Annotated in this window: 17 protein-coding genes and 2 tRNA genes; 6 read left to right on the top strand and 13 right to left on the bottom strand. The window is 55.1% G+C overall.

The features are described 5' to 3' along the window. Positions 1-9 precede the first annotated feature (9 nt). The 8 genes from rimP to rlmE all read right to left on the bottom strand — a co-directional run bounded on the left by rimP (position 10) and on the right by rlmE (position 6,487). A complete protein-coding gene (rimP, locus tag ACCW76_RS05075) occupies positions 10-462 on the bottom strand; it encodes a ribosome maturation factor RimP (protein WP_034826528.1) in 453 nt (150 codons plus the stop codon). Positions 463-673: 211 nt separating this feature from the next. Further along, a tRNA-Met gene (locus ACCW76_RS05080) sits at positions 674-750 on the bottom strand. Between the two features lie 59 nt (positions 751-809). Continuing rightward, positions 810-896 (bottom strand) — tRNA-Leu (locus tag ACCW76_RS05085). A gap of 46 nt (positions 897-942) precedes the next feature. Then, complete coding sequence (gene secG / locus ACCW76_RS05090) at positions 943-1,278, bottom strand: preprotein translocase subunit SecG (RefSeq protein ID WP_034826531.1); 336 nt, start codon at positions 1,276-1,278, stop codon at positions 943-945. Positions 1,279-1,495: 217 nt separating this feature from the next. Next, positions 1,496-2,830: a phosphoglucosamine mutase gene (gene glmM, locus ACCW76_RS05095; protein ID WP_034826534.1), complete on the bottom strand. Its 1,335-nt coding sequence runs from the start codon at positions 2,828-2,830 to the stop codon at positions 1,496-1,498. Positions 2,831-2,833: 3 nt separating this feature from the next. Beyond that, on the bottom strand, positions 2,834-3,667 hold the full coding sequence (folP, locus tag ACCW76_RS05100; RefSeq protein WP_436337946.1) for a dihydropteroate synthase: 834 nt from the start codon (positions 3,665-3,667) through the stop codon (positions 2,834-2,836). An 85-nt stretch (positions 3,668-3,752) separates the two neighbouring features. Next, positions 3,753-5,684, bottom strand: coding sequence for an ATP-dependent zinc metalloprotease FtsH (gene ftsH, locus ACCW76_RS05105; protein ID WP_034826538.1), 1,932 nt, complete (start codon positions 5,682-5,684; stop codon positions 3,753-3,755). A 173-nt stretch (positions 5,685-5,857) separates the two neighbouring features. After that, on the bottom strand, positions 5,858-6,487 hold the full coding sequence (gene rlmE, locus ACCW76_RS05110; RefSeq protein WP_034826540.1) for a 23S rRNA (uridine(2552)-2'-O)-methyltransferase RlmE: 630 nt from the start codon (positions 6,485-6,487) through the stop codon (positions 5,858-5,860). Between the two features lie 126 nt (positions 6,488-6,613). On the opposite strand from rlmE, the gene yhbY reads away from it, so the two are divergent. Next, a complete protein-coding gene (gene yhbY / locus ACCW76_RS05115; RefSeq protein WP_034826542.1) occupies positions 6,614-6,907 on the top strand; it encodes a ribosome assembly RNA-binding protein YhbY in 294 nt (97 codons plus the stop codon). Between the two features lie 128 nt (positions 6,908-7,035). On the opposite strand, the gene greA is transcribed toward yhbY, so the two are convergent. After that, positions 7,036-7,512 carry a transcription elongation factor GreA gene (gene greA / locus ACCW76_RS05120; protein WP_034826545.1) on the bottom strand — a complete coding sequence of 159 codons (477 nt, stop codon included), beginning with the start codon at positions 7,510-7,512 and terminating at the stop codon, positions 7,036-7,038. Between the two features lie 246 nt (positions 7,513-7,758). On the opposite strand from greA, the gene dacB reads away from it, so the two are divergent. The 3 genes from dacB to pmrB are packed head-to-tail and all read left to right on the top strand — an operon-like array spanning position 7,759 to position 10,909. Next, positions 7,759-9,192, top strand: coding sequence for a serine-type D-Ala-D-Ala carboxypeptidase (gene dacB, locus ACCW76_RS05125; protein ID WP_436337947.1), 1,434 nt, complete (start codon positions 7,759-7,761; stop codon positions 9,190-9,192). Beyond that, positions 9,192-9,854: a two-component system response regulator PmrA gene (gene pmrA / locus ACCW76_RS05130; protein ID WP_034826547.1), complete on the top strand. Its 663-nt coding sequence runs from the start codon at positions 9,192-9,194 to the stop codon at positions 9,852-9,854. Before dacB ends, pmrA begins: the two co-directional genes overlap by 1 nt. Next, entirely contained in the window at positions 9,851-10,909 is a 1,059-nt protein-coding gene (gene pmrB / locus ACCW76_RS05135) for a two-component system sensor histidine kinase PmrB (RefSeq protein WP_045815888.1), read from the top strand. The genes pmrA and pmrB overlap by 4 nt, the downstream gene beginning before the upstream one ends. Here pmrB and ACCW76_RS05140 read toward each other — a convergent pair. Then, a complete protein-coding gene (locus ACCW76_RS05140) occupies positions 10,906-13,179 on the bottom strand; it encodes a TonB-dependent siderophore receptor (RefSeq protein WP_436337948.1) in 2,274 nt (757 codons plus the stop codon). The two genes, pmrB and ACCW76_RS05140, sit on opposite strands and share 4 nt — an antisense overlap. Positions 13,180-13,440: 261 nt before the next feature. Here ACCW76_RS05140 and fes point away from each other — a divergent pair, with 261 nt between their 5' ends. Together fes and ACCW76_RS05150 are read left to right on the top strand one after the other, a co-directional pair. Next, positions 13,441-14,652, top strand: a complete 1,212-nt coding sequence (fes, locus tag ACCW76_RS05145) for an enterochelin esterase (RefSeq protein ID WP_436337949.1) — start codon at positions 13,441-13,443, stop codon at positions 14,650-14,652. A 32-nt stretch (positions 14,653-14,684) separates the two neighbouring features. Then, entirely contained in the window at positions 14,685-18,599 is a 3,915-nt protein-coding gene (locus tag ACCW76_RS05150; RefSeq protein ID WP_436337950.1) for an enterobactin synthase subunit F, read from the top strand. Between the two features lie 204 nt (positions 18,600-18,803). On the opposite strand, the gene ACCW76_RS05155 is transcribed toward ACCW76_RS05150, so the two are convergent. The 3 genes from ACCW76_RS05155 to fepD are packed head-to-tail and all read right to left on the bottom strand — an operon-like array spanning position 18,804 to position 21,567. After that, a complete protein-coding gene (locus ACCW76_RS05155; protein ID WP_038649442.1) occupies positions 18,804-19,601 on the bottom strand; it encodes an ATP-binding cassette domain-containing protein in 798 nt (265 codons plus the stop codon). Then, on the bottom strand, positions 19,598-20,581 hold the full coding sequence (gene fepG / locus ACCW76_RS05160) for an iron-enterobactin ABC transporter permease (protein ID WP_200537362.1): 984 nt from the start codon (positions 20,579-20,581) through the stop codon (positions 19,598-19,600). Before fepG ends, ACCW76_RS05155 begins: the two co-directional genes overlap by 4 nt. Further along, positions 20,578-21,567: a Fe(3+)-siderophore ABC transporter permease gene (gene fepD / locus ACCW76_RS05165; protein ID WP_038649448.1), complete on the bottom strand. Its 990-nt coding sequence runs from the start codon at positions 21,565-21,567 to the stop codon at positions 20,578-20,580. Before fepD ends, fepG begins: the two co-directional genes overlap by 4 nt. Positions 21,568-21,671 lie beyond the last annotated feature (104 nt).

A 21,671-nucleotide genomic window follows, 5' to 3' on the forward strand; every position in this document is an offset into this window, starting at 1 on the left:
TCCGGACTTTTAAAAGTGGGGGACCAGGTTCGCTTTCTGAATATTACTCAGCGCGAACACCTCATCGTTACCCTCAACGGTTACCGTGATCATCTCACCTTCCACGGATTTGATGATCCCCTGCCATTTACGGCGGTTCTGTACGGCCATGCGCAGTGTCAGGCTCACCTCATCACCGGCGAAACGTGCATAGTGTTCAGCAGTGAAAAGAGGACGCTCGAGACCTGGCGAGGAGACTTCAAGGTTGTAAGCCACCGTAATGGGATCTTCCACATCCATTACCGCGCTGACCTGGTGGCTAACATCGGCACAATCATCAACATTGATACCATTCTCACTATCAATATAGATGCGCAAAGTCGATGTGCGACCGCGAACGAATTCGATACCGACCAATTCGTAGCCAAGCGCTTCTACTGGAGCGGTGATCAAATCAGTCAATTTTTGCTCTAATGTGGACAAGCCCACCCCCAAGACATAAAAAAAGGGCCTATAGCCCAGTATTGCGATTCCTGATAACAAAAAACCCCGAAAATTCGGGGCTTTTTATGACTGGACCCTGTACGCCGCATAGCGGCTTCGGCACACAATCCAAAAGAATTTTTTTCAAAAAACACTGAGGATGCGTCCGTCGATGCATACAGTATATTTGAAAAAGAACTCTAAGGGAAAGTGGTTGCGGGGGCCGGATTTGAACCGACGACCTTCGGGTTATGAGCCCGACGAGCTACCAGGCTGCTCCACCCCGCGTCCGAAAACGTGGCGAATAATACGCCGACCTTGCTAAAAAAGCAAGTTTTACTGAGATTTGGTACCGAGGACGGGACTTGAACCCGTAAGCCCTTTCGAGCACTACCACCTCAAGGTAGCGTGTCTACCAATTTCACCACCTCGGTACTGCACTGACTGCGACGTTATGTTGCCGCTAAAGCATTGACGATGTTACTGCGGGATATCATTGCCCGGGGTTGCCGGTTTAGCTGGCTGAGTCTGCTGTTCAGACTGAGCTGGCGCAGTGAGGTTTTCCCACTCGCTTCCTTTAGAAGACTTGTTCGTGTTCAGATTGCCCAGGATCAAGCTGATAATGAAGAACAGGGTCGCCAGTACTGCAGTCATACGTGTCATGAAGTTACCAGACCCGTTTGAACCGAACAGTGTACCAGAGGCGCCTGCACCGAATGAGGCTCCCATATCAGCGCCTTTGCCTTGCTGAAGCATGATCAGACCTACAAGGCCAATCGCAACAATAAGGAAAACAACTAACAGAGCTTCGTACATAATCAACCTGTTTCCTTGCGCGTTATCCGCACAGTTAAAGCTTCACCAATATTGACGGGGAGTATCGTCATCACCCATCAGAAGCGGGTGTGAATACTAACCAATGGGACATACCTCTGCAAGCGCAATTTTCACGAACTTTATTGATTGCGGAAAAAAACGCCAGGATGGTGATTTAACAGGCGGAAAGTCGAAATCTCGCCGCCTGTTAACACGCTTAGACCGCTTTCACCGCATCAGCAATTTTATGCGCCAGCTCGGTGACTAACGCTTCATCTTCACCCTCGACCATCACGCGAATCAGCGGCTCAGTGCCCGATTTACGCAACAGTACACGACCGCGCCCTGCTAGCGTTTTCTCCACTTCAGCGCTGACAGCCTTCACGCTCTCGGATTCAAGAGGATCATGACTGCCGCTGAAGCGCACATTCACCAGAATCTGCGGCAGCATTTTCATGCCACTGCACAAATCATGCAGACTCATGTGATTACGCACAATAGCAGTGAGTACTTGCAAACTTGCCACGATACCGTCGCCAGTGCTGATTTTATCCAACAGAATGACATGCCCGGAGTTTTCAGCCCCCATGCGCCAGCCCTTCTCCTGCATTTTTTCCAGCACGTAGCGGTCACCCACTTTGGCACGCGTGAAGGGAATGCCCAACTGTTTCAACGCCAGTTCCAGCCCCATATTACTCATCAACGTACCCACCACGCCGCCGCGCAGTTGTCCCTGACGCAAGGCTTCACGTGCAATGATGTAGAGAATCTGGTCACCATCGACCTTCATGCCCAGATGATCAACCATCATGATGCGGTCGCCATCGCCATCGTAAGCAAGGCCCAAATCGGCCTTCTCTTCCAGCACGCGCTGCTGCAGCATGCGGAGATCGGTTGCGCCGCACTCTTTGTTGATGTTCATGCCATCGGGCTGAACGCCAATCGCAATCACCTTAGCGCCCAATTCACGCAGCACGTTAGGCGCGATGTGATAGGTCGCACCATTAGCGCAATCCACCACAATTTTCAGACCGTTGAGGCTTAACTCGCTCGGGAATGTGCCTTTACAGAACTCAATATAGCGGCCGGCAGCGTCAACAATACGGCTGGCACGCCCCAGCTCAGCGGACTCGACACAGGTTAGCGGCTTCTCTAACTCAAGCTCAATGGCCTCTTCCACTTCATCCGGTAATTTAGTGCCTTCCGCAGAGAAGAATTTGATGCCGTTATCGTCGAAAGGATTATGCGATGCAGAGATCACGATGCCGGCTTCTGCGCGGAAGGTCCGCGTCAGATAGGCAATCGCGGGGGTTGGCATGGGTCCCGTAAAGGCCGCCGACAAACCGGCTGCAGCCAGGCCGGCTTCCAGTGCCGATTCCAGCATATAGCCAGAAATGCGTGTATCTTTACCAATTAATACCTTACGCGAACCCGAACGCGCCAGGACCTTACCCGCAGCAAAACCCAGCTTCAGGACAAAATCAGGGGTAATCGGTGCTTCACCGACCTTGCCACGAATACCATCTGTACCGAAATATTTACGATTACTCATGCTTTATCCTTTTGCTCTCCGTGTCGCTTCGACAATACGCATCGCTTCGACAGTCTCTTTAACATCATGCACGCGAATAATTTGTGCGCCCTGCATAGCGGCAATCACCGCACAGCTCAGGCTGCCGGTCAGACGCTGCGTCGGACCGACATTTAACAACTGGCCAATCATCGATTTACGCGACATTCCGACCAGCAGCGGTAAGCCTAAATGGTGGAAATGGTTGAGTTCTGCCAGCAGTTGATAATTGTGGTTGAGATTCTTACCGAAACCGAAGCCAGGGTCGAGCAACAGATTCTCTTTTTTAATGCCTGCCGCTTCGCAGCGTGCAATCTGTGCATGGAAGTAAGCGTCCACTTCACCCACGATATTCTGGTATTCAGGTGCTTGCTGCATGGTACGAGGTTCGCCCTGCATATGCATCAGGCACACCGGCAGACCGGTTTCTGCTGCTGCTGCCAACGCACCCGGTTCTGACAGTGAGCGAATATCATTAATGATGTGAGCACCCACTCGCGCCGATTCACGGATCACCTCTGGCTTTGAAGTATCAACCGAAATCCATACCTCAAAACGCTGGGCGATGGCTTCAACCACCGGAATCACGCGCGCTAACTCTTCATCTACGCTGACTTCATCGGCACCTGGCCGCGTAGATTCCCCGCCGACATCGATGATGGTTGCGCCCGCATTCACCATCTCATTGGTATGGGTCAGCGCATCCACCAATGTGTTGTGTGTTCCGCCATCAGAGAAGGAGTCCGGCGTGACATTCAAAATACCCATCACATGGGGAAACGACAGATCGAGATGGGAATCACGGGCGAACAACTTCATGGCGGGAATCTCCTTGGGAATCACGGTATCACTGAATGTAAAAAACCCCGGACCGGCCGGGGTTTTTGCTGAGGTTTGTGGCCTCTTATTTGTCGAGCTGTTCTGACATGGTGTTGCCAGGATTTGGCGTACGCGGTTCATCAACCGGACGTGGCGCCTTTGGCGTCCCATTGTTGTCCGATGAACTGCTGCTGCCTGAATCATCCCAACCTGCTGGTGGGCGAACTTCACGGCGAGCCATCAAGTCATCAATCTGTGGCGCATCAATGGTTTCATACTTCATCAGCGCGTCTTTCATCGCGTGAAGGATGTCCATATTCTCACCCAGCAGAACACGAGCACGCTGGTAGTTGCTGTCGATCAGGTGTTTAACTTCCTGGTCGATGATGCGTGCTGTTTCATCTGACATGTGTTTCGCCTTAGCCACAGAGCGGCCGAGGAACACTTCGCCTTCTTCTTCAGCATACAGCAACGGACCTAACTTCTCGTTGAAGCCCCACTGCGTCACCATGTTTCGCGCCAGGTTAGTGGCGACTTTAATGTCGTTAGATGCACCGGTAGAAACGTGTTCTGCGCCGTAGATGATCTCTTCCGCCAGACGACCGCCATACAGCGTTGAGATCTGGCTTTCAAGTTTCTGGCGGCTGGCGCTAATCGCGTCACCTTCTGGCAAGAAGAAGGTCACACCCAGCGCACGTCCACGCGGGATAATTGTCACTTTATGCACCGGATCGTGTTCCGGTACCAGACGACCAATAATCGCATGGCCCGCTTCGTGGTAAGCGGTGGATTCTTTCTGCGCTTCCGTCATCACCATGGAGCGACGTTCTGCACCCATCATGATTTTGTCTTTCGCTTTCTCGAACTCAACCATCGAGACCACACGCTTGTTGCCACGTGCAGCAAACAGTGCCGCTTCGTTGACAAGGTTAGCGAGGTCAGCACCCGAGAAGCCCGGCGTACCACGTGCGATGATCGCTGCATCGATGTCAGTGGCCAGCGGCACACGACGCATATGCACTTTCAGAATCTGTTCACGACCGCGAACATCTGGCAGACCGACCACAACCTGGCGGTCAAAACGACCTGGGCGCAGCAGCGCGGGGTCAAGTACGTCTGGACGGTTAGTTGCGGCGATAACAATGATGCCTTCATTACCTTCGAAGCCATCCATCTCCACCAGCATCTGGTTCAGCGTCTGCTCACGCTCATCATGACCACCGCCTAAACCAGCGCCACGTTGACGGCCTACGGCATCGATTTCATCGATAAAGATGATGCACGGTGCGGCTTTCTTCGCCTGCTCGAACATGTCACGCACACGAGATGCACCGACACCCACGAACATTTCAACAAAGTCAGAACCGGAGATAGTGAAGAACGGTACTTTTGCTTCGCCAGCAATCGCTTTAGCCAGCAAGGTTTTACCAGTACCCGGAGGGCCGACCATCAGGACACCTTTCGGGATCTTACCACCCAGTTTCTGGAAGCGGCTTGGCTCGCGCAGATATTCAACCAGTTCACCCACTTCTTCTTTCGCTTCATCGCAACCTGCGACATCTGCAAACGTGGTCTTGATCTGGTCTTCGGTCAGCATGCGGGCTTTACTCTTGCCAAAGGACATTGCGCCTTTGCCACCGCCGCCCTGCATCTGCCGCATAAAGAAGATCCAAACGCCAATCAATAGCAGCATTGGGAACCAGGAGATGAAGATGGAAGCCAGCAGGCTTGGCTCTTCTGGTGGTTCGCCAATCACTTTGACGTTTTTGGTCAAGAGGTTATCAAGCAACTTAGGATCGTTGACAGGAATGTAAGTCGTATATTTATTACTGTCTTTTTTGACAACGTTAATCTCACGCCCGTTAATACGTGCCTCGCGGACCTGATCCTGGTTCACTTCCGACAGGAAGGTTGAATAATCAACCCTACGGCCATTCGACTCGCTGGGCCCAAAGCTCTGGAAGACAGACATCAGCACGACCGCGATGACTAACCAGAGAATCAGGTTTTTCGCCATGTCACTCAAGGGATTAACCTCATATTACAACGGTGTTAACAGACAGCGTAGGGTACTATATATCCTTCAGACCTGGAATCGCGGCGCTGATGATTTTACTGCTTTCCACTGAAACTCAGAATTACACATCAGAGTAAACGCAGTTCGCCTTGCTTTGATTCCGGTACCGAGGGCTATAGTTTGCGCCCTGTCGCCACAATATACACTTCACGCGAACGTAAACGAGAAGCGTCTGGCTTACGAATTTTCACTTTCGTAAATAGGGAGCGAATTTCCCGCAGGTATTCCTCGAAGCCATCTCCCTGAAACACTTTCACTACAAAACTGCCGCCAGGCGCCAGGATATCCCGACACATTTCCAGCGCCAACTCTACCAAATACATCGATCGTGGAATATCAACCGCAGGTGTACCACTCATGTTCGGCGCCATGTCAGACATGACAACTTGCACCTTTTGGTCACCTACTCGCTCCAGCAATGCGTTCAGCACTGCCTCTTCACGAAAGTCGCCCTGTAAAAAATCGACACCGACAATCGGGTCCATGGGGAGCAAGTCACAGGCAATAATACGACCGTTGGATCCAATCTGTTGTACCGCATATTGCGACCAACCACCGGGTGCAGCACCCAGATCTACCACTGTCATGCCGGGTTTGAAAAGCTTGTCACCCTGCTGAATTTCGTCCAGTTTAAACCAGGCGCGCGAACGCAACCCCTTTTTCTGTGCCTGCAACACATATTTATCGCTAAAGTGTTCCTGTAGCCAGCGACTGGAACTGGCCGAACGCTTTTTACCCGTCATAATTTTTCCAATTAAATCTTCATCGTAGCGATAAATCAGTACGCAATGAGTCGCGTTGATTTGGCGATATACCCGAGATGGCGGTAGAATGAACCGTTTTCAATCCCTGAGTAAGTAAAAAATACGATGAATCTGAGTACCAAACAAAAACAGCACCTGAAAGGCCTAGCCCATCCACTCAAGCCCGTTGTTATGCTGGGCGGTAATGGCTTGACCGAAGGCGTGCTCGCCGAAATCGAACTGGCGCTCGAGCATCACGAATTGATCAAGGTGAAAATTGCCTCTGAAGATCGTGAAACCAAGCAGCTGATCGTTGACGCTATCGTACGTGAAACAAAAGCTTGTAACGTACAGGTCATCGGCAACACGCTGGTGCTGTATCGCCCTGCAAAAGAGCGCAAAATTACTCTGCCACGTTAATTAAGCCGTAAAGGCTGCCATGACGGGCAGAGAAAGTGCCATGCTCCTGCATGGGATAAAAGGCCGCTATGCGGCCTTTTTCCTTTCTTTACAATATGCGGCTACACATTTCAAAGCGTAGCAATATCTTAAAGGTATTCCACCTTTAACACTTCATATTCCACATCGCCGCCCGGTGTCTTCACAATCGCAACGTCGTCTGCTTCTTTACCAATCAAACCACGCGCCATCGGCGAGTTCACTGAAATCAGGTTTTGTTTGAAGTCAGCTTCATCATCACCCACGATGCGGTAAGTGAATTCTTCGTCCGTATCCACATTTAAAATGGTCACGGTGGCACCAAAAATCACGCGGCCGGTTTTCGGCATCGTCGTGATATCAATCACCTGAGCGTTGGAGAGTTTGGCTTCAATCTCCTGAATACGGCCTTCGCAAAAACCCTGCTCTTCACGGGCAGCGTGGTATTCGGCATTTTCTTTGAGATCGCCGTGCTCACGGGCTTCGGCAATAGAGGCGATGATGCGCGGACGCTTCACGGTTTTCAGTTCGTTCAGCTCTTCACGCAGGCTCTCAGCGCCTTTCAACGTCATCGGAATCTGATTCATTTTGGCTCCTCGTCATCTATCCTGGTTAACGGCGTCATCCTGACCGGTGACAGCAGAAAACAGCTTCTGCGGCGCGTTACCTCTTTTCACAAGCAAAAGAAGCCTGACCCGGAAAGCTTTCCGGGTCAGGTTCGGTTTTGCATTTTGATACGTATTTTACCCCAGAGTTCCCTGTGGGTCATCGTTTACTTTGCACCGCCTCGGGACGTAGTATTGACGCCTTCACCCGTCAGTTACCGCGAGATTATGCGATTTTCACGACTTGTTACCGGATTAACCTGTGCGTTTATGCTGCAGGCACAAGCAGCCCCCGTTGAAGAATACATGCAGTATTTGCCAGACGGCGCAAACCTGGCGCTGATGGTACAAAAAGTGGGCGCATCAACCCCGATAATCGACTATCACGGCAAACAGATGGCATTGCCGGCCAGTACCATGAAGGTGATTACCGCGCTGGCGGCCCTGCTGGAACTCGGTCCGGACTTCCGTTTTCAGACCACAATGGAAACCAAGGGTGCGATCAACGATGGCACGCTCAATGGCGATTTAGTGGCGCGTTTTGGTGGCGATCCGACGCTGAGCCGTCAGGATCTGCGCAATATGGTGGCGGCCCTGAAAAAGCAGGGCATTACGCATATCAAAGGCAATCTGGTGATCGATACGTCCGTGTTTGCCAGCCACGACGCTGCGCCAGGTTGGCCGTGGAACGATATGACGCAGTGCTTCAGCGCCCCGCCGGGTGCCGCAATTGTCGATAAAAACTGTTTCTCCGTTTCGCTTTACAGCGCTAACACGCCAGGCGAAAACGCCTTTGTGCGTATCGCCTCGTATTATCCAGCGCATATGTTTAGCCAAGTGCGCACTATTGGTCGTAACAGTGGAGATGGGCAGTACTGCGAGTTGGATGTGGTGCCAGGCGAACTAAACCGCTACACGCTGACTGGCTGCATGCGCCAACGCGCCGAACCTTTGCCGCTGGCGTTTGCTGTGCAGGATGGTGCCGCCTGGGCGGGCGAAATCCTCAAGGCCGAACTGCGTGCCGCGGATATCGATTACAGCGGTCATTTAGTGCGCCAGACGCAGGTTACCCCGCCGGGCACCGTGTTGGCCTCAACGCAATCCGCGCCGCTGCACAACCTGCTGCACACCATGCTGAAGAAATCGGACAACATGATTGCGGATACGGTGTTCCGTACCATCGGCCATCACTATTTCAACGTACCAGGCACGTTCCGCGCCGGTTCCGATGCGGTACGCCGCATACTGCGTGAAAAAGCGGGCGTCGATCTCGGCAACAGCATTCAGGTCGATGGTTCAGGCTTGTCGCGTCACGATTTGATTGCGCCAGATACCATGATGCAAGTACTGCAATACATCGCGAAAAATGACTCAACGCTGAACTACATCTCCATGCTGCCGCTGGCAGGATACGATGGCACGTTGCAATATCGTGGTGGCCTGCATGAAGCCGGACTGGATGGCAAAGTGTCGGCAAAAACCGGTTCGCTGCAGGGCGTCTATAATCTGGCCGGATTTATTACCACTTCCAGCGGTGCACGTGTCGCCTTTGTGCAGTATCTTTCTGGTTATGCGGTGCCGCCTGAAGATCAGAAAACGCGGCGCATTCCTCTGGTACGCTTCGAAAGCCGCCTCTACTCGGATATCAACAAAAACAACTAATGAAATTGCTGATCGTTGAAGATGACGCGCTGTTGCAATCGGGCCTTGCTCAGGCCCTTAGCGCACAAGGATATGCGGTTGACTGCGCGAGTACTGCTGCAGAGAGTAATGCTTTCTTACGCAGTGGGCAGTACAGCCTGATCGTTCTGGATCTGGGTTTACCGGATCGCGATGGTGCCACGCTGCTGCGTCAGTGGCGGCGCGATGGCATCAACGTGCCGGTGTTGATCCTGACGGCGCGTGATGCACTGGAGGATCGCGTGGATGGCCTGGATGCCGGTGCCGACGATTATCTGGTCAAACCCTTCGCGCTGGTGGAGCTGCAGGCGCGCGTGCGTGCACTGATTCGCCGTTTTCAGGGTCACAGCGACAATTTGCTGCAACAGGGTGATCTCACCCTCAATCTCAGTTCGCAGCAGGTATTGCTAGAAGAGCGTCCGCTGGAAATCACCCCAAAAGAGTTCGCACTGCTGACGCGCTTGTTAATGCGCGTCGGCCAGAACGTCCATCGCGAAACGCTGCAGCAGGATCTCTACAGCTGGAATGACGATCCTGGATCCAATACGCTGGAAGTTCACATTCACAATCTGCGCCGTAAGCTCGGAAAAGATCGTATCAAAACCGTGCGTGGCGTGGGCTACCGCCTGGAAGTGCGCGAATGAACAGCATGCGTCAGCGGTTACTGATTATGCTGGCGCTGATTCTCCTCACCTGCCAGGTGATGAGCGCCATCTGGTTATGGCATGAGAGTCGCGAACAGATCAGTTTCCTGGTCAACGAAACGCTGTCTGCTCAGGCGCGCAACGACCGCGTCGAGAATGAGATCCGTGAAGCCATCGCTTCACTGCTGTTGCCTTCACTGGTGATGATCGCTCTGACGCTACTGCTGTCATTCTGGGCGATTAACTGGATCATTCGTCCATTACGATCCCTGCAGGATAGCCTCGCCCATCGCTCCGCCGATAATCTCACCCCGCTGCCGGTTTATTCAGAAATGGATGAAATCGTTGCCGTGACCACCTCCATTAATCAGCTATTTTCGCGGCTCGACCACACGCTACAACAGGAACGCCTCTTCACCGCCGATGCCGCGCATGAATTGCGTACCCCTTTGGCCGGTTTACGTCTGCATCTTGAACTTCTCCACCAGCAGAACGTGCCGCAAAGTGAGATGCTGATTGAACGTATCGACCAGTTGATGCACACCGTGGAGCAACTGCTGATGCTGTCGCGAGCCGGCCAGGCGCTGGCAGGCGGTCACTATCAGCAGTTGCAGTGGCAAAAAGACATCATGCAGCCGCTGCAGCCGGAAATGGCCGAACTTTATGCACAGCGACAGCAAACACTGCACTGGCCGCACGGCAAAGATATCCCACAGCAAGGTGAAGCCGTATTACTGCGCCTGATGCTGCGTAATCTGCTGGAAAACGCCTCACGTTACAGCCCGGAAGGCAGTGAAGTCAGTGTGAAAATGCAGCAGGATAAACAGCAGGTGATCATCGAAGTGTGGGATCAGGGACCAGGCATTGAGGCCGATGCGGCAGAAGAACTGACGCAAGCCTTCCGTCGTCGCGATCAGCGTTACGGTGGCAGCGGGTTGGGTCTGAACATCGTACTGCGCATCGTGCAGATGCACCGTGGCAGGCTGGAGCTGGTTAACCGCAAAGATAGCAACGGGCTGATTGCCCGCTGCTATTTACCGCATCAGCTGCTTTAGAAGTGAGTGTTGAGGCTCATGTAGTAAGTACGGCCTGACTCGTTATAAGTATTCGCCCCCGCACCGTAGAGGTAGGCGCCAGTTGTCGCGTTCCCGGTGGTTTGCGCATTACCTTCGCGGAAGTGACGCTTATCAAACAGGTTGTCGATACCCAGGGTGACGCTGGCGTACTTATTCACATCATAAGTCCCGCTCAGGCCAATGATAGAGTAAGGACTGACTTTATCAGCCGCGCTTCCCGTCACCGGCTGACCTTTGTAGTCATACTTTTTCGGTGTTTGCGTGCCGTACCAGGTCAGGGTGGTTTGCAGCGACAGATCCTGCGTTGCCTGCCAGCTCAGCGTTGAGTTCAGGGTGTATTCCGGGATGATTGACAAACGATCGCCGGTTTCCTTGTTCTTACTCTGCAGCATATAAGTGAAGTTGTTGTTCCACATCACGCTATCAGAGAACGGCACGTTAACCGTACCTTCCAGCCCTTCCACCACTGCTTTCGGTACGTTTTCCCACTTGTAGATATCCGTGGTGCCGTTTGAGGCTTTACCGACGGCTGCGTAACCCGCTTCAATCTTGTTGCGGTAATCGTTACGGAACCAGGTCAGACCCGCCTGATAGCCTTCGTGTTTCCACTCCAGTCCAATCTCTTTGTTGAAACTGTTTTCAGCTTTCAGGTCCGGGTTACCCTGCAGATAACAGGCAGCGGTACTGGCAGCACAGCCCTGACCTTTACTGTATAACAGATAGTTCGGATTGGTCTGGTACAGGCTTGGCGCTTTATAAGCCAGGCCCGCGCCCATCTTCAATGTGAAGTCATCACCCAAACCTTGCGACAGGTTCAGAGACGGACTCCAGTTGTTACCCACAATCGAGTGATGATCGAAACGCAGGCTTGGCGTCAGCATGGTGCTGTCGGTCAGCTCCATATTGTCTTCAGCGAACAGCGAGAAGATTTCCGCCTGCGAATACGGGCTGCGGCCTGTATCGGCGATGCCGGGTATAGGATCAGAAGAAGCATCCTGAGTGGTTGAAGAGGGATCTTTCATACGCTGCTGGTTCCATTCCGTTCCCAGCGTTGCGGTCTGATTAACTCCCCACTCAAACGGAATGCTAACTTCGCTGTGCAGCAAAATATCGTCTAACTGAATGGTGTTGAAACCATCGTTAGAGAAGATACCTTCCGTTCCGCCCGCCAGACCTTCATTAATACGGGTGTTACGGGTTTTCTCATAACGCGCGTAGGTATTGGTGCTGACACCGTTATCCCAGGCACCGGTCCATTTCAACGAGATGTTCTGGCGATACAGGCGGTTAGTTTCATCGCCATACAGGCTTTTCACCAGCGCGCTGGTATTGGTGTTCTGCGTATCGCCTGCGTAGAGGTTTCCTTGACGGCTATAGCCCGCTTGCAACTCCAGAGTCTGCATCGGAGCAAACGCCCAGCTCAGTAACGCATTGATATCTTTATTGACCGAGCCTTCACGGCCTGAAGGATAGCTGCCCGCATAAGTACCGGTACGTGCTGCGGCATGGTCTTCATTGATGTCATACGCATCGGCCTGGGTTTTGGCTACCCCCCCGTACAACCGGAAGTTGAAGTCGTCACCCAGCGGCCCTTCAAGGCTGAAGTTGGTGCGTTTGGTTGCGCCTTCTGCTTTGTGCTCCGGTGCATTGAAGTAGGTGTTCCAGGAGCCGTGCCACTGCTGGTCGGTGTACTTTTTGGTGATAATATTCACCACCCCGCCCGCCGCGCCATTGCCGTAACGTACCGCAGCCGGACCACGAATGACGTCGATATGGTCGATCATCTCTGGCGGCACCCAGTTGGTGTCACCGCGCGTATCACGCTCACCGCGCCAGCCCAAACGCACCGAGTTGCGGCTGGTGACTGGCATGCCATCGACCATAATCAGGGTGTTTTCCGGGCCCATGCCGCGAATATCGATCTGGCGATTGTTACCGCGCTGGCCGCTGGTGGAGTTACCGGTCAGGTTAACGCCTGGCATGGTACGAATAATTTCTGACACATCACGCGCCGGTGGATGCTTTTTAATTTCATCTGCGGTGATGGTGGAAACGCCGGGTGCCTGCAGGTTTTGCTGCTGTGCGGTCACCATTAACGTGCCGCCATTCATCGATTCGGCGTCAGTGGTGGATGGGCTGCTGGTCGTCTTGCTGGAAGTGTCTGCTGCCCAGGCGCTGCCGGAGAGCAGTGAGGCGCTCAGCCCCAGTTCAATCAAAATAGCTAATGATAATCGTGAGTAGCGCGTCATTGTTTTTCATTCCTGGATGGCCAGTAAAAATGCCGTTGGATTCTTAACTGGCGAGCCGGTGAGAATATCCCTGTCCTTATCGCGCCCAGTTCCAGACCTGGCAGTGCCATCCGTTGCGTAACCTTCCAGGAAGGAAAGAGTCAGGCGGAACGAGCGTGCTCTTTTGAGCGGAAACACCCTATTGCAAATGCAAATAGTTATCAATAGTATTAATTATTAATCTTATGTAAATCTTTCCCTACACAGTGACTGGCAGCCCCTATGACCTGGCGAAATGATGTAATCGGTAGTGAAGCCTGGTGGCAGGAGCAACACACTCAAGGTATTCCGCGCATTGCCCCTCAGCAGGATGGCACCTGTCTGGTAACTTTCTTCTGGCGCGATCCACAAGGCAGCGAAAAAACCTCAGCAACTCAGCGCGTGTGGATCAACATTACGGGCGTGACCGATCATCATCAGAAGCGTCCACCGCAGTCATTGGTGCGGGTAACGGGCACCGACGTGTGGTACTGGCAAACCGCGCTGCCCTCCACCTGGCGCGGCAGTTACTGCCTGATGCACGATGAACAGGCAACCGACTTTAGCGGTGAAGCCGACATGTACGCGTTACGTAACTGGTGGCGTGACAAATTCCCCACGGCGAAGGCCGATCCCCTGAATCCATTACGTGGCTGGGCCGGTGGGCGCGGCATGGGCGTCTCGCCGCTGCATCTCCCGCAGGCTCCTGACCAGCGGGTCTGGAAATCTGTCGATGAGGGCAACGCACCTGCTATTTCTTTGCAGCAGTATCAGTGGGATAGCGCGCTGTTAGGCAACAGTCGCAAAGTGTGGATTTATGCCACTGGCGAGTTCGATGCGGAACAACGCCCACTGGCCATTCTGCTGGATGGCCAGTTCTGGGCAAATCAAATGCCGATTGCCGGGCCATTGCAGCAACTTACTGATGCCGGAAAACTCCCTCCTGCGGTCTATTTGTTTATCGATATCATCGACCGTGAACACCGCAGCCGCGAACTGCCCTGTAATCCGCAGTTCTGGCAAGCCGTGCAGCAGGAATTACTGCCACAGGTGGCGCAATGGGCACCTCATCGCCAACAGGCGGACAGCACGCTGGTGGCCGGGCAGAGTTTTGGTGGGCTGGCTTCCGTTTTCGCTGCACTGCATTTCCCGCAGACGTTTGGCAATGCGCTGAGTCTTTCAGGATCTTTTTGGTGGCCCGAACGCGGCAATCCTTACGGATGGCTACTACAGGCGCTGGATAGCGGCCTGGCACCCGAACAGCCGCTGCGTTTCTGGCTGGAAGCAGGTAAACGTGAAGGCCTGATTCTGCAAGCCAATCAACAATTAGAACAAAAACTTACCGCTGCCGGTTACCAGGTGAATTACCTGCCGGTGGAGGGCGGCCATGACGCGCTATGCTGGCGCGGTGGTCTGCTCGACGGTCTGCAAGCCCTGTGGCGCAATCCGACTTAACTTCATCACGCAGGACGCAAACCGGAGCACAGATGTCTGAATCTCTGATGAACAAAATCATGACTGACCAACATACTTTGCCATTAGTGGCAGCCCAGCCCGGCATCTGGATTGCCGACCAGCTGACCCAACACCACAATGCCTATGCCGTGGCACACTTTGTCGAATTACGCGGCGCGATTAACAGCGACCTGTTGGCGCAGGCCGTCGTGGCTGGCATGCAGGAAGCCGACACCCTGAATATGGCGTTTGCCGAAGTGGAGGGCGAAGCGCTGCAGTGGCGACAACCACAGGCGTTTAGTGCGCCAAAAATCGTTGATTTGCGTGCTGAAACCGATGCGGCCACCAAAGCTCGCGCGTTGATGCGTGAAGACATGAACGGTGATTTACGCGTACTGAGCGGTGCCCCGTTATGGCATCACACGCTGTATCGCATTGGCGATCAGCACTGGTTCTGGTATCAGCGTTATCACCATTTAGTGGTGGATGGCTTCAGTTTTACCGCCATCACTCGTCGTATTGCCAATCTCTACACCGCAGCCGTCGAGCAACAGGATGCCGAGCCGACGCCCTTTATCCCGTTTAGCGAAGTGGTGGAGGAGTACCAGCGCTACCAGGCATCCTCTTCTTTCACCCGCGATCGTGAATTCTGGCGCGAAAAAGGGGCTGCCCTGCCTTCACCGGCTTCACTATCACCTTTACCGCTGGCTGGACAAAGCGCGACCACCGATCTGCTGCGCCACAGCGTAACGCTTGATCGCAACACCTTTCAGACGCTGGTTAATCAGCATCCACAATCCAGCGCGGCTGACCTGGCTTTTGCGCTGGTGGCGTTGTGGCTGGCGCGACTCAGTGGACAAAATGATTTTGCCGCTGGATTCATCTTTATGCGCCGCATCGGATCCGCCGCGCTGTGCGCCACCGGTCCGGTGATCAACGTGCTGCCGATGGCCGTGCATTACGATCCCACCCAGCCGCTGAGTGTGCTGGCTGCCCAGCTGGCAGGTGAAGTGAAGAAAATGCGCCGCCACCAGCGTTATGATGCGGAACAGGTGCAGCGCGATCTCGGTCGTCTGGGCGATGGCGATCCGCTGTACGGCCCGGTAATCAACCTGAAGATGTTTGATTATCAACTCGATTTCGCGGGCGTTGAAGGCCTAACCCATCAGCTGGCATCCGGTCCAGTGCGCGACCTGGAAATCGCTATCTACATCAGCGAACAGGGTGAACTGACGCTGGAACTGCTGGCGAATGCGGAGCGCTATAGCGAATCGACGCTGATTCGCCACGCCAGCCGTTTTGCTTTGCTGCTGGATCAGTTGGCGGAGCAACCGCATCGTGCGTTGGGTGAACTGGATCTGCTAACCGCAGAAGAGCACGTACAAATTGCCGCTATCAACCAGACTGCGCATCCCGTTCCGGCAGAAACGCTGGCTTCACTGCTGGCGCAACAGGCCGCACGTACGCCTGATGCCCCGGCGCTGGCCGATGCCACACATCAACTGAACTATCGTGAGATGCAGCAGCAGCTATATGCCCTGGCCGCCGATCTCAGCGCTGCGGGCGTACAGCGCGGCGATATTGTGGCGGTGGCGTTGCCACGTTCGGTGCAGCTCTCGCTGGCATTGCAGGCGATTGTGTCACTTGGCGCGGCATACCTGCCGCTGGATACCGGCTACCCCGACGAACGATTACAGCTGATGCTGGAAGATGCCGCCCCCAAAACGCTCATCACCTCAGCAGAACTCAGTGCCCGTTTCAGCGCCATCGATTCTGTTAAACAGCTGCACTTTGATGCGCTTTATCCTGCGCCAGACGCGTCACAACCTGCCAGCGCGCCGACACCGCAGGATGGCGCCTACATCATCTACACTTCAGGGTCTACCGGGCGTCCGAAAGGCGTATTGGTCGGTCATGAAGCGATCGTCAACCGCCTGTTGTGGATGCAGGATCGCTATCCGCTGCACGCCGACGACGTGGTATTGCAGAAAACCCCGAGCAGTTTCGATGTATCCGTATGGGAATTCTTCTGGCCGCTGCTGGTAGGCGCGCAACTGGTCATGGCACCGCCGGAGGCGCACCGCGATCCGGAGGCGCTTCAGCAGCTGTTTGCGCGTCACAAAGTCACCACCACGCACTTCGTTCCTTCGATGCTGGCCGCCTTTGTCGCGGCGCTGGACAGTGAGCCAGCAGTTGCCTGTTGTGGCAGCCTACGCAACGTCTTCTGTAGCGGTGAAGCGCTGCCGACCGATCTGTCGCGTGAATGGGAAAAACTGACGCAGGTGCCGCTTCACAATCTGTACGGTCCGACCGAAGCGGCGGTGGATGTTAGCTGGTATCCGGCGTTTGGCGAAGCTTTGGCAGCCGTTGAAGGTGCCAGCGTGCCGATTGGTTTCCCGGTGTGGAATACCGGACTTCGCATTCTTGATGCACGCATGCAGCCGGTGCCGCCCGGTGTGGCAGGCGATCTTTACTTAACAGGCGTACAGCTGGCACATGGCTATCTTGGCCGCCCGGATCTGACCGCCAGCCGCTTTATCGCCGATCCATTTGCCGCTGGCGAACGCATGTACCTGACCGGTGACGTGGCGCGCTGGCTGGATAACGGCGCGGTGGAATACCTCGGACGCAGCGACGATCAGTTGAAGATCCGAGGCCAGCGTATCGAACTCAACGAAATCGATCATGTGATGAGCGCACAGCCTGGCATTGAGCAGGCGGTCACGCACGCGGTGGTACTCGGCGGTGCCGCTGCACAAGGCGGTGATGCGCGTCAGCTGGTGGGGTATGTGATTGCGGAGCACACTGTCGATGGCGACGCGCTGCGTGATGCACTGGCGCAGCGCCTGCCCGCACACATGGTGCCGGTGGCAATTGTACAACTGGATACCTTCCCGCTGAGCAGCAACGGCAAGCTGGATCGTAAAGCCCTGCCGCTGCCACAAAACGCAGCTGACAGCGTGGGTCGCGCCCCTTCTCCAGGTTTGGAAACACAATTGGCGCAGGCTTTCTGCCAGCTGCTGGCGCGCGACACCATCAGCGCCCAGGATGATTTCTTCGCCCTCGGTGGCCACTCGCTGCTGGCGATGCGCTTAGCTGCCCAGCTGCGCCGCGAACTGCAACAGCCGGTTTCGGTGGGGCAAATTATGGTGGCTTCGACGGTGGAAAAACTCGCCCGGTTGCTGAGCGATACCCAATCGCATCAGCAGGCAGGTTTTGAAGCCGTGCTGCCGCTGCGTCAGAGCAACGGACCCACGCTGTTCTGTTTCCATCCGGCGTCGGGTTTTGCCTGGCAGTTCAGCATTCTGCAGCGTTATCTCGATCAGCGCTGGTCGCTGGTGGGCATTCAGTCGCCGGATATCGCCAGCCCGCTGAATCAAAGCGCGCACCTCGACGAGGTGTGTGACGCGCATCTGCAAACCTTACGTGACGTGCAGCCGCACGGACCATACTTCTTCCTCGGTTATTCGCTCGGCGGCACGCTGGCGCAAGGTATTGCGGCACGACTGGAAGCAGCAGGTGAAGAGGTGGCCTTCCTCGGCCTGCTCGATACCTGGCCACCGGAAACGCAAAACTGGGATGAGAAGCGTGGCGAGAATGTGCTGGATCCGGCGGTACTGGAAGAGGTGAATCGCGAGCGCGAGCAGTTTATCGCGGCGCAGCGTCATCAGGCGGGCGAAGAGATGCGCGCGATGTTTGACACCATTGAAGCTAACTACGCCAGTTCGGTGCGCCTGTTAGCCACCGCGCGCAGCGCCCGCTTCCACGGTCGCGCCACGCTGTTTCTCGCCGAGCAGACGCAGCAGCCTGGTCAGGATGCACGTCGCGCCTGGGCACCGTATGTGGGTGAGTTAGAAGTATGGTCAATGGATTGTGCACACGTGGAGATTATCTCTCCGCAGATGTTTAAGCAGATTGGCCCGTTGCTGCAGCGGATATTAGGCTAACCCAGGCCGATTGCCGGGAGGTCGAGGGACCTCCTGGCAATAAAATTATCTGTCCTGAACAGGGCGCTGACATTAAGCCTCACTGCGATCAGCTTGCCTGCCATTTACAGGGCTCTTCGCTCAGGCGTCTCGACACGCTGCTCCAGGGTGCATGTTATAGCGTTCAGATCCCCGCTATAACCTGCTTTGCTGCAGCCAGGTCGCTTAATTTCCCCGCCCCAGCGGCACGATCATTGGCGTGTGCGCCACCGGATCTTCCACAATCACGCAGCGTAAACCGTACACCTGTTCTATCAACGCAGGCGTCACGATCTCTGCGGGCTTGCCTTCGGCCAAAATCTTGCCGTGACGCATGGCGATCAAATGGGTGGCATAACGGCAGGCGTGATTGAGATCGTGCAGCACCACCACTAACGTGCGGCCATGTTGCTGATTCAACTCCTGCATCAATTCCAGCAGTTCAATCTGATGGGTGATATCCAGCCAGGTGGTTGGCTCATCCAGCAGTAACAGCGGCGTTTGCTGCGCCAGTACCATGGCAATCCATACACGCTGACGCTGCCCACCGGACAAGGTATCCACTGGCTGCTGCGCCAGATCGGCCACGCCGGTTGCCCGCATCGCCGTTTGCACCGCCTCTTCATCCTCGCTACGCCAGCGACCAAACAGCGGCTGATGGGGATAACGCCCGCGCGCCACCAGTTCAGTCACGCTGATGCCCGCCGGTGCGTTGGAACTCTGCGGCAGCAACCCAAGTCGACGTGCGACCTCTTTAGTCGGGTAGCGCGCTATCGCTTCACCATCCAGATACACTTCGCCTTTCAGCGGTGCATTAAGACGGCTCAGGGTACGCAGCAAAGTGGATTTACCGCAGGCGTTGGGGCCGATAATCACCGTCAACTCACCTTCCGGGATCGCCACCGACAGATTTTCTGCCACCACTTTCTTGTCGTAGCCAAGCGTCAGGCCTTCGCCATACAGCCGTGAAGGGATATCGATCATTGGCGTCGCGCCTCCCGCACCAGTAACGCAATCAGATAAAGTCCACCGAGGCTGACGGTAATCACGCCAACCGGTAATTGATAAGGCAGGAACAGATGCTGTGCGGCAAAATCGGCTGCAATCAGCAGCAGAGCCCCACACAGTGCCGCCAGCAACAACGCACCTTTCTCGCCGCCGCCGAGTCGACGCGCGATCTGCGGTGCCAGCAACGCGACAAAGGAGATCGGCCCCACCAATGCGGTGGATGCCGCAGTCAACACCACACCAATCAGCATCAGCAGCAGCCGACTGCGCTCCACCGGCACGCCGAGCGCGCTGGCGGTATCATCACCCATTTCCAGCAAACGCATGCGCCGGGTCAGCAAGGCCATCAGCAACAGCGACAGCAACAATACGCCCACTACCGGTGGCGTTTTCGCCCAGGTGATGCCGTTAAGTGAACCTGCACTCCACAATCCAGCACTGAGCGCGGACTCCAGCGAGGCACTGATAATCAGCCAGGCATTCAGCGCCATCAGCAACGCGCGCACGCTGATACCGACAATAATCAGGCGGAAGGTTTCTACCCCGTTGCGCCAGGCAAACAGATACACCAATGCCGCCGTGCTGATACCGCCAATCAATGCTGCACCGGTCATGGCGGCGATGCCCTGATTGAACAGCACCAGCGCCACCAGCACGCCGCTGTAGGCACCGGTATTGAAACCGAGAATATCCGGGCTGCCGAGCGGGTTGCGCAGCAGTGACTGGAAAATCGCGCCGCTGACGCCAAGTGCCGCGCCAATCAGTAGTGCCATCAGCACACGCGGCAACCGCCACTCTAAAACGATAAGTTTGACGTTGCTGGCCCCCTGTCCAGCCAACACCTGCCAGAACTGCTCTGCACCAATCGGCAATGCACCTCGCGTCATCGCCAGATACGCCAGCAGTGCGCATCCGAGCATCAGCCACGTGGTATGTAATCCAACCCGACGCGTCATAGCGCACCTCGCCCGAGTTTACGGCGCACCAGCACAATCAGTACCGGAGCCCCCAACATCGCCGTGACAATGGAGACGCGCAGTTCACCCGCCACCAGCAGTCGTCCCAGAATATCCGCTGCCAGCAGCAGAATCGGGGTAATGATCGCGGTGGCGGGCAGCATCCAGCGGTGATCGTTGCCGACCATCCAGCGTGCAAAATGGGGCGTCATCAGTCCGATGAAAGCGATCGGTCCCACCGCAGCCGTCGCCGCACCGCACAGCAACGCAATTGCCAGCAATCCCAGCAATTGTGTACGCGCCACCCGCGTGCCCAGCGCGGTCGCCATATCGCCGCCCATGCTTAAACTGTTCAACGCCTGCGATAGATAAATCGCCACCCCGCTGCCAATGACAACGGCCGGGAACAGGGTGCGCAGTACGGTGAAATTGCGGATATCCAACGATCCGCTGTGCCAGAAACGCAAATGGTCATAAATATCGGGATTCAGCAGCGACAGGCCAGACGTCAGGCCATCCAGCACTGCGCCCAATGCCACGCCCGCTAACGTCAGGCGCACCGGATTGACTCGCCCACCGCCAATCGCTCCCGTCATCGCCACCAGCAATGACGCCAACAGCGCACCAGCAAACGCGAAGCCGAGCCAATCAAGCGGCGAATCGGCGCCAAACAGCGCAATGCCGATCACCACCGCAAATCCGGCACCCGCATTGACACCGAGAATGCCCGGATCGGCCAGCGGATTGCGCGTCAGGCTTTGCATCAGTGCGCCTGCTAACCCAAGGGCTACACCGGCCAGCAATCCGGCCAGTGTGCGAGGCAAGCGTGCATCACGCACAATCACGCACTCAGCGCTGTTACAGCCTGAGGTAAATGAATGATATACATCGGAAATGGGTATCGATTTTGCCCCCAGCATCAAGCTGAGTGCGATGAGGAGCAAGAGCAGAATCCCTGAGCCTGCTAATGCACGGATCTGGCGCATCGTTCTAAACCTTCACTGTTCAACGTCGTCGCATGCGCAACGCAATTTGATAATGGTTATCGTTATTACTCGCGTTTGCCTATGTTACCATGACTCGCCTCGCG

It is taken from the genome of Pantoea sp. C8B4 (assembly GCF_051336905.1).
Classification (GTDB): Bacteria; Pseudomonadota; Gammaproteobacteria; order Enterobacterales; family Enterobacteriaceae; genus Pantoea; species Pantoea rwandensis_B.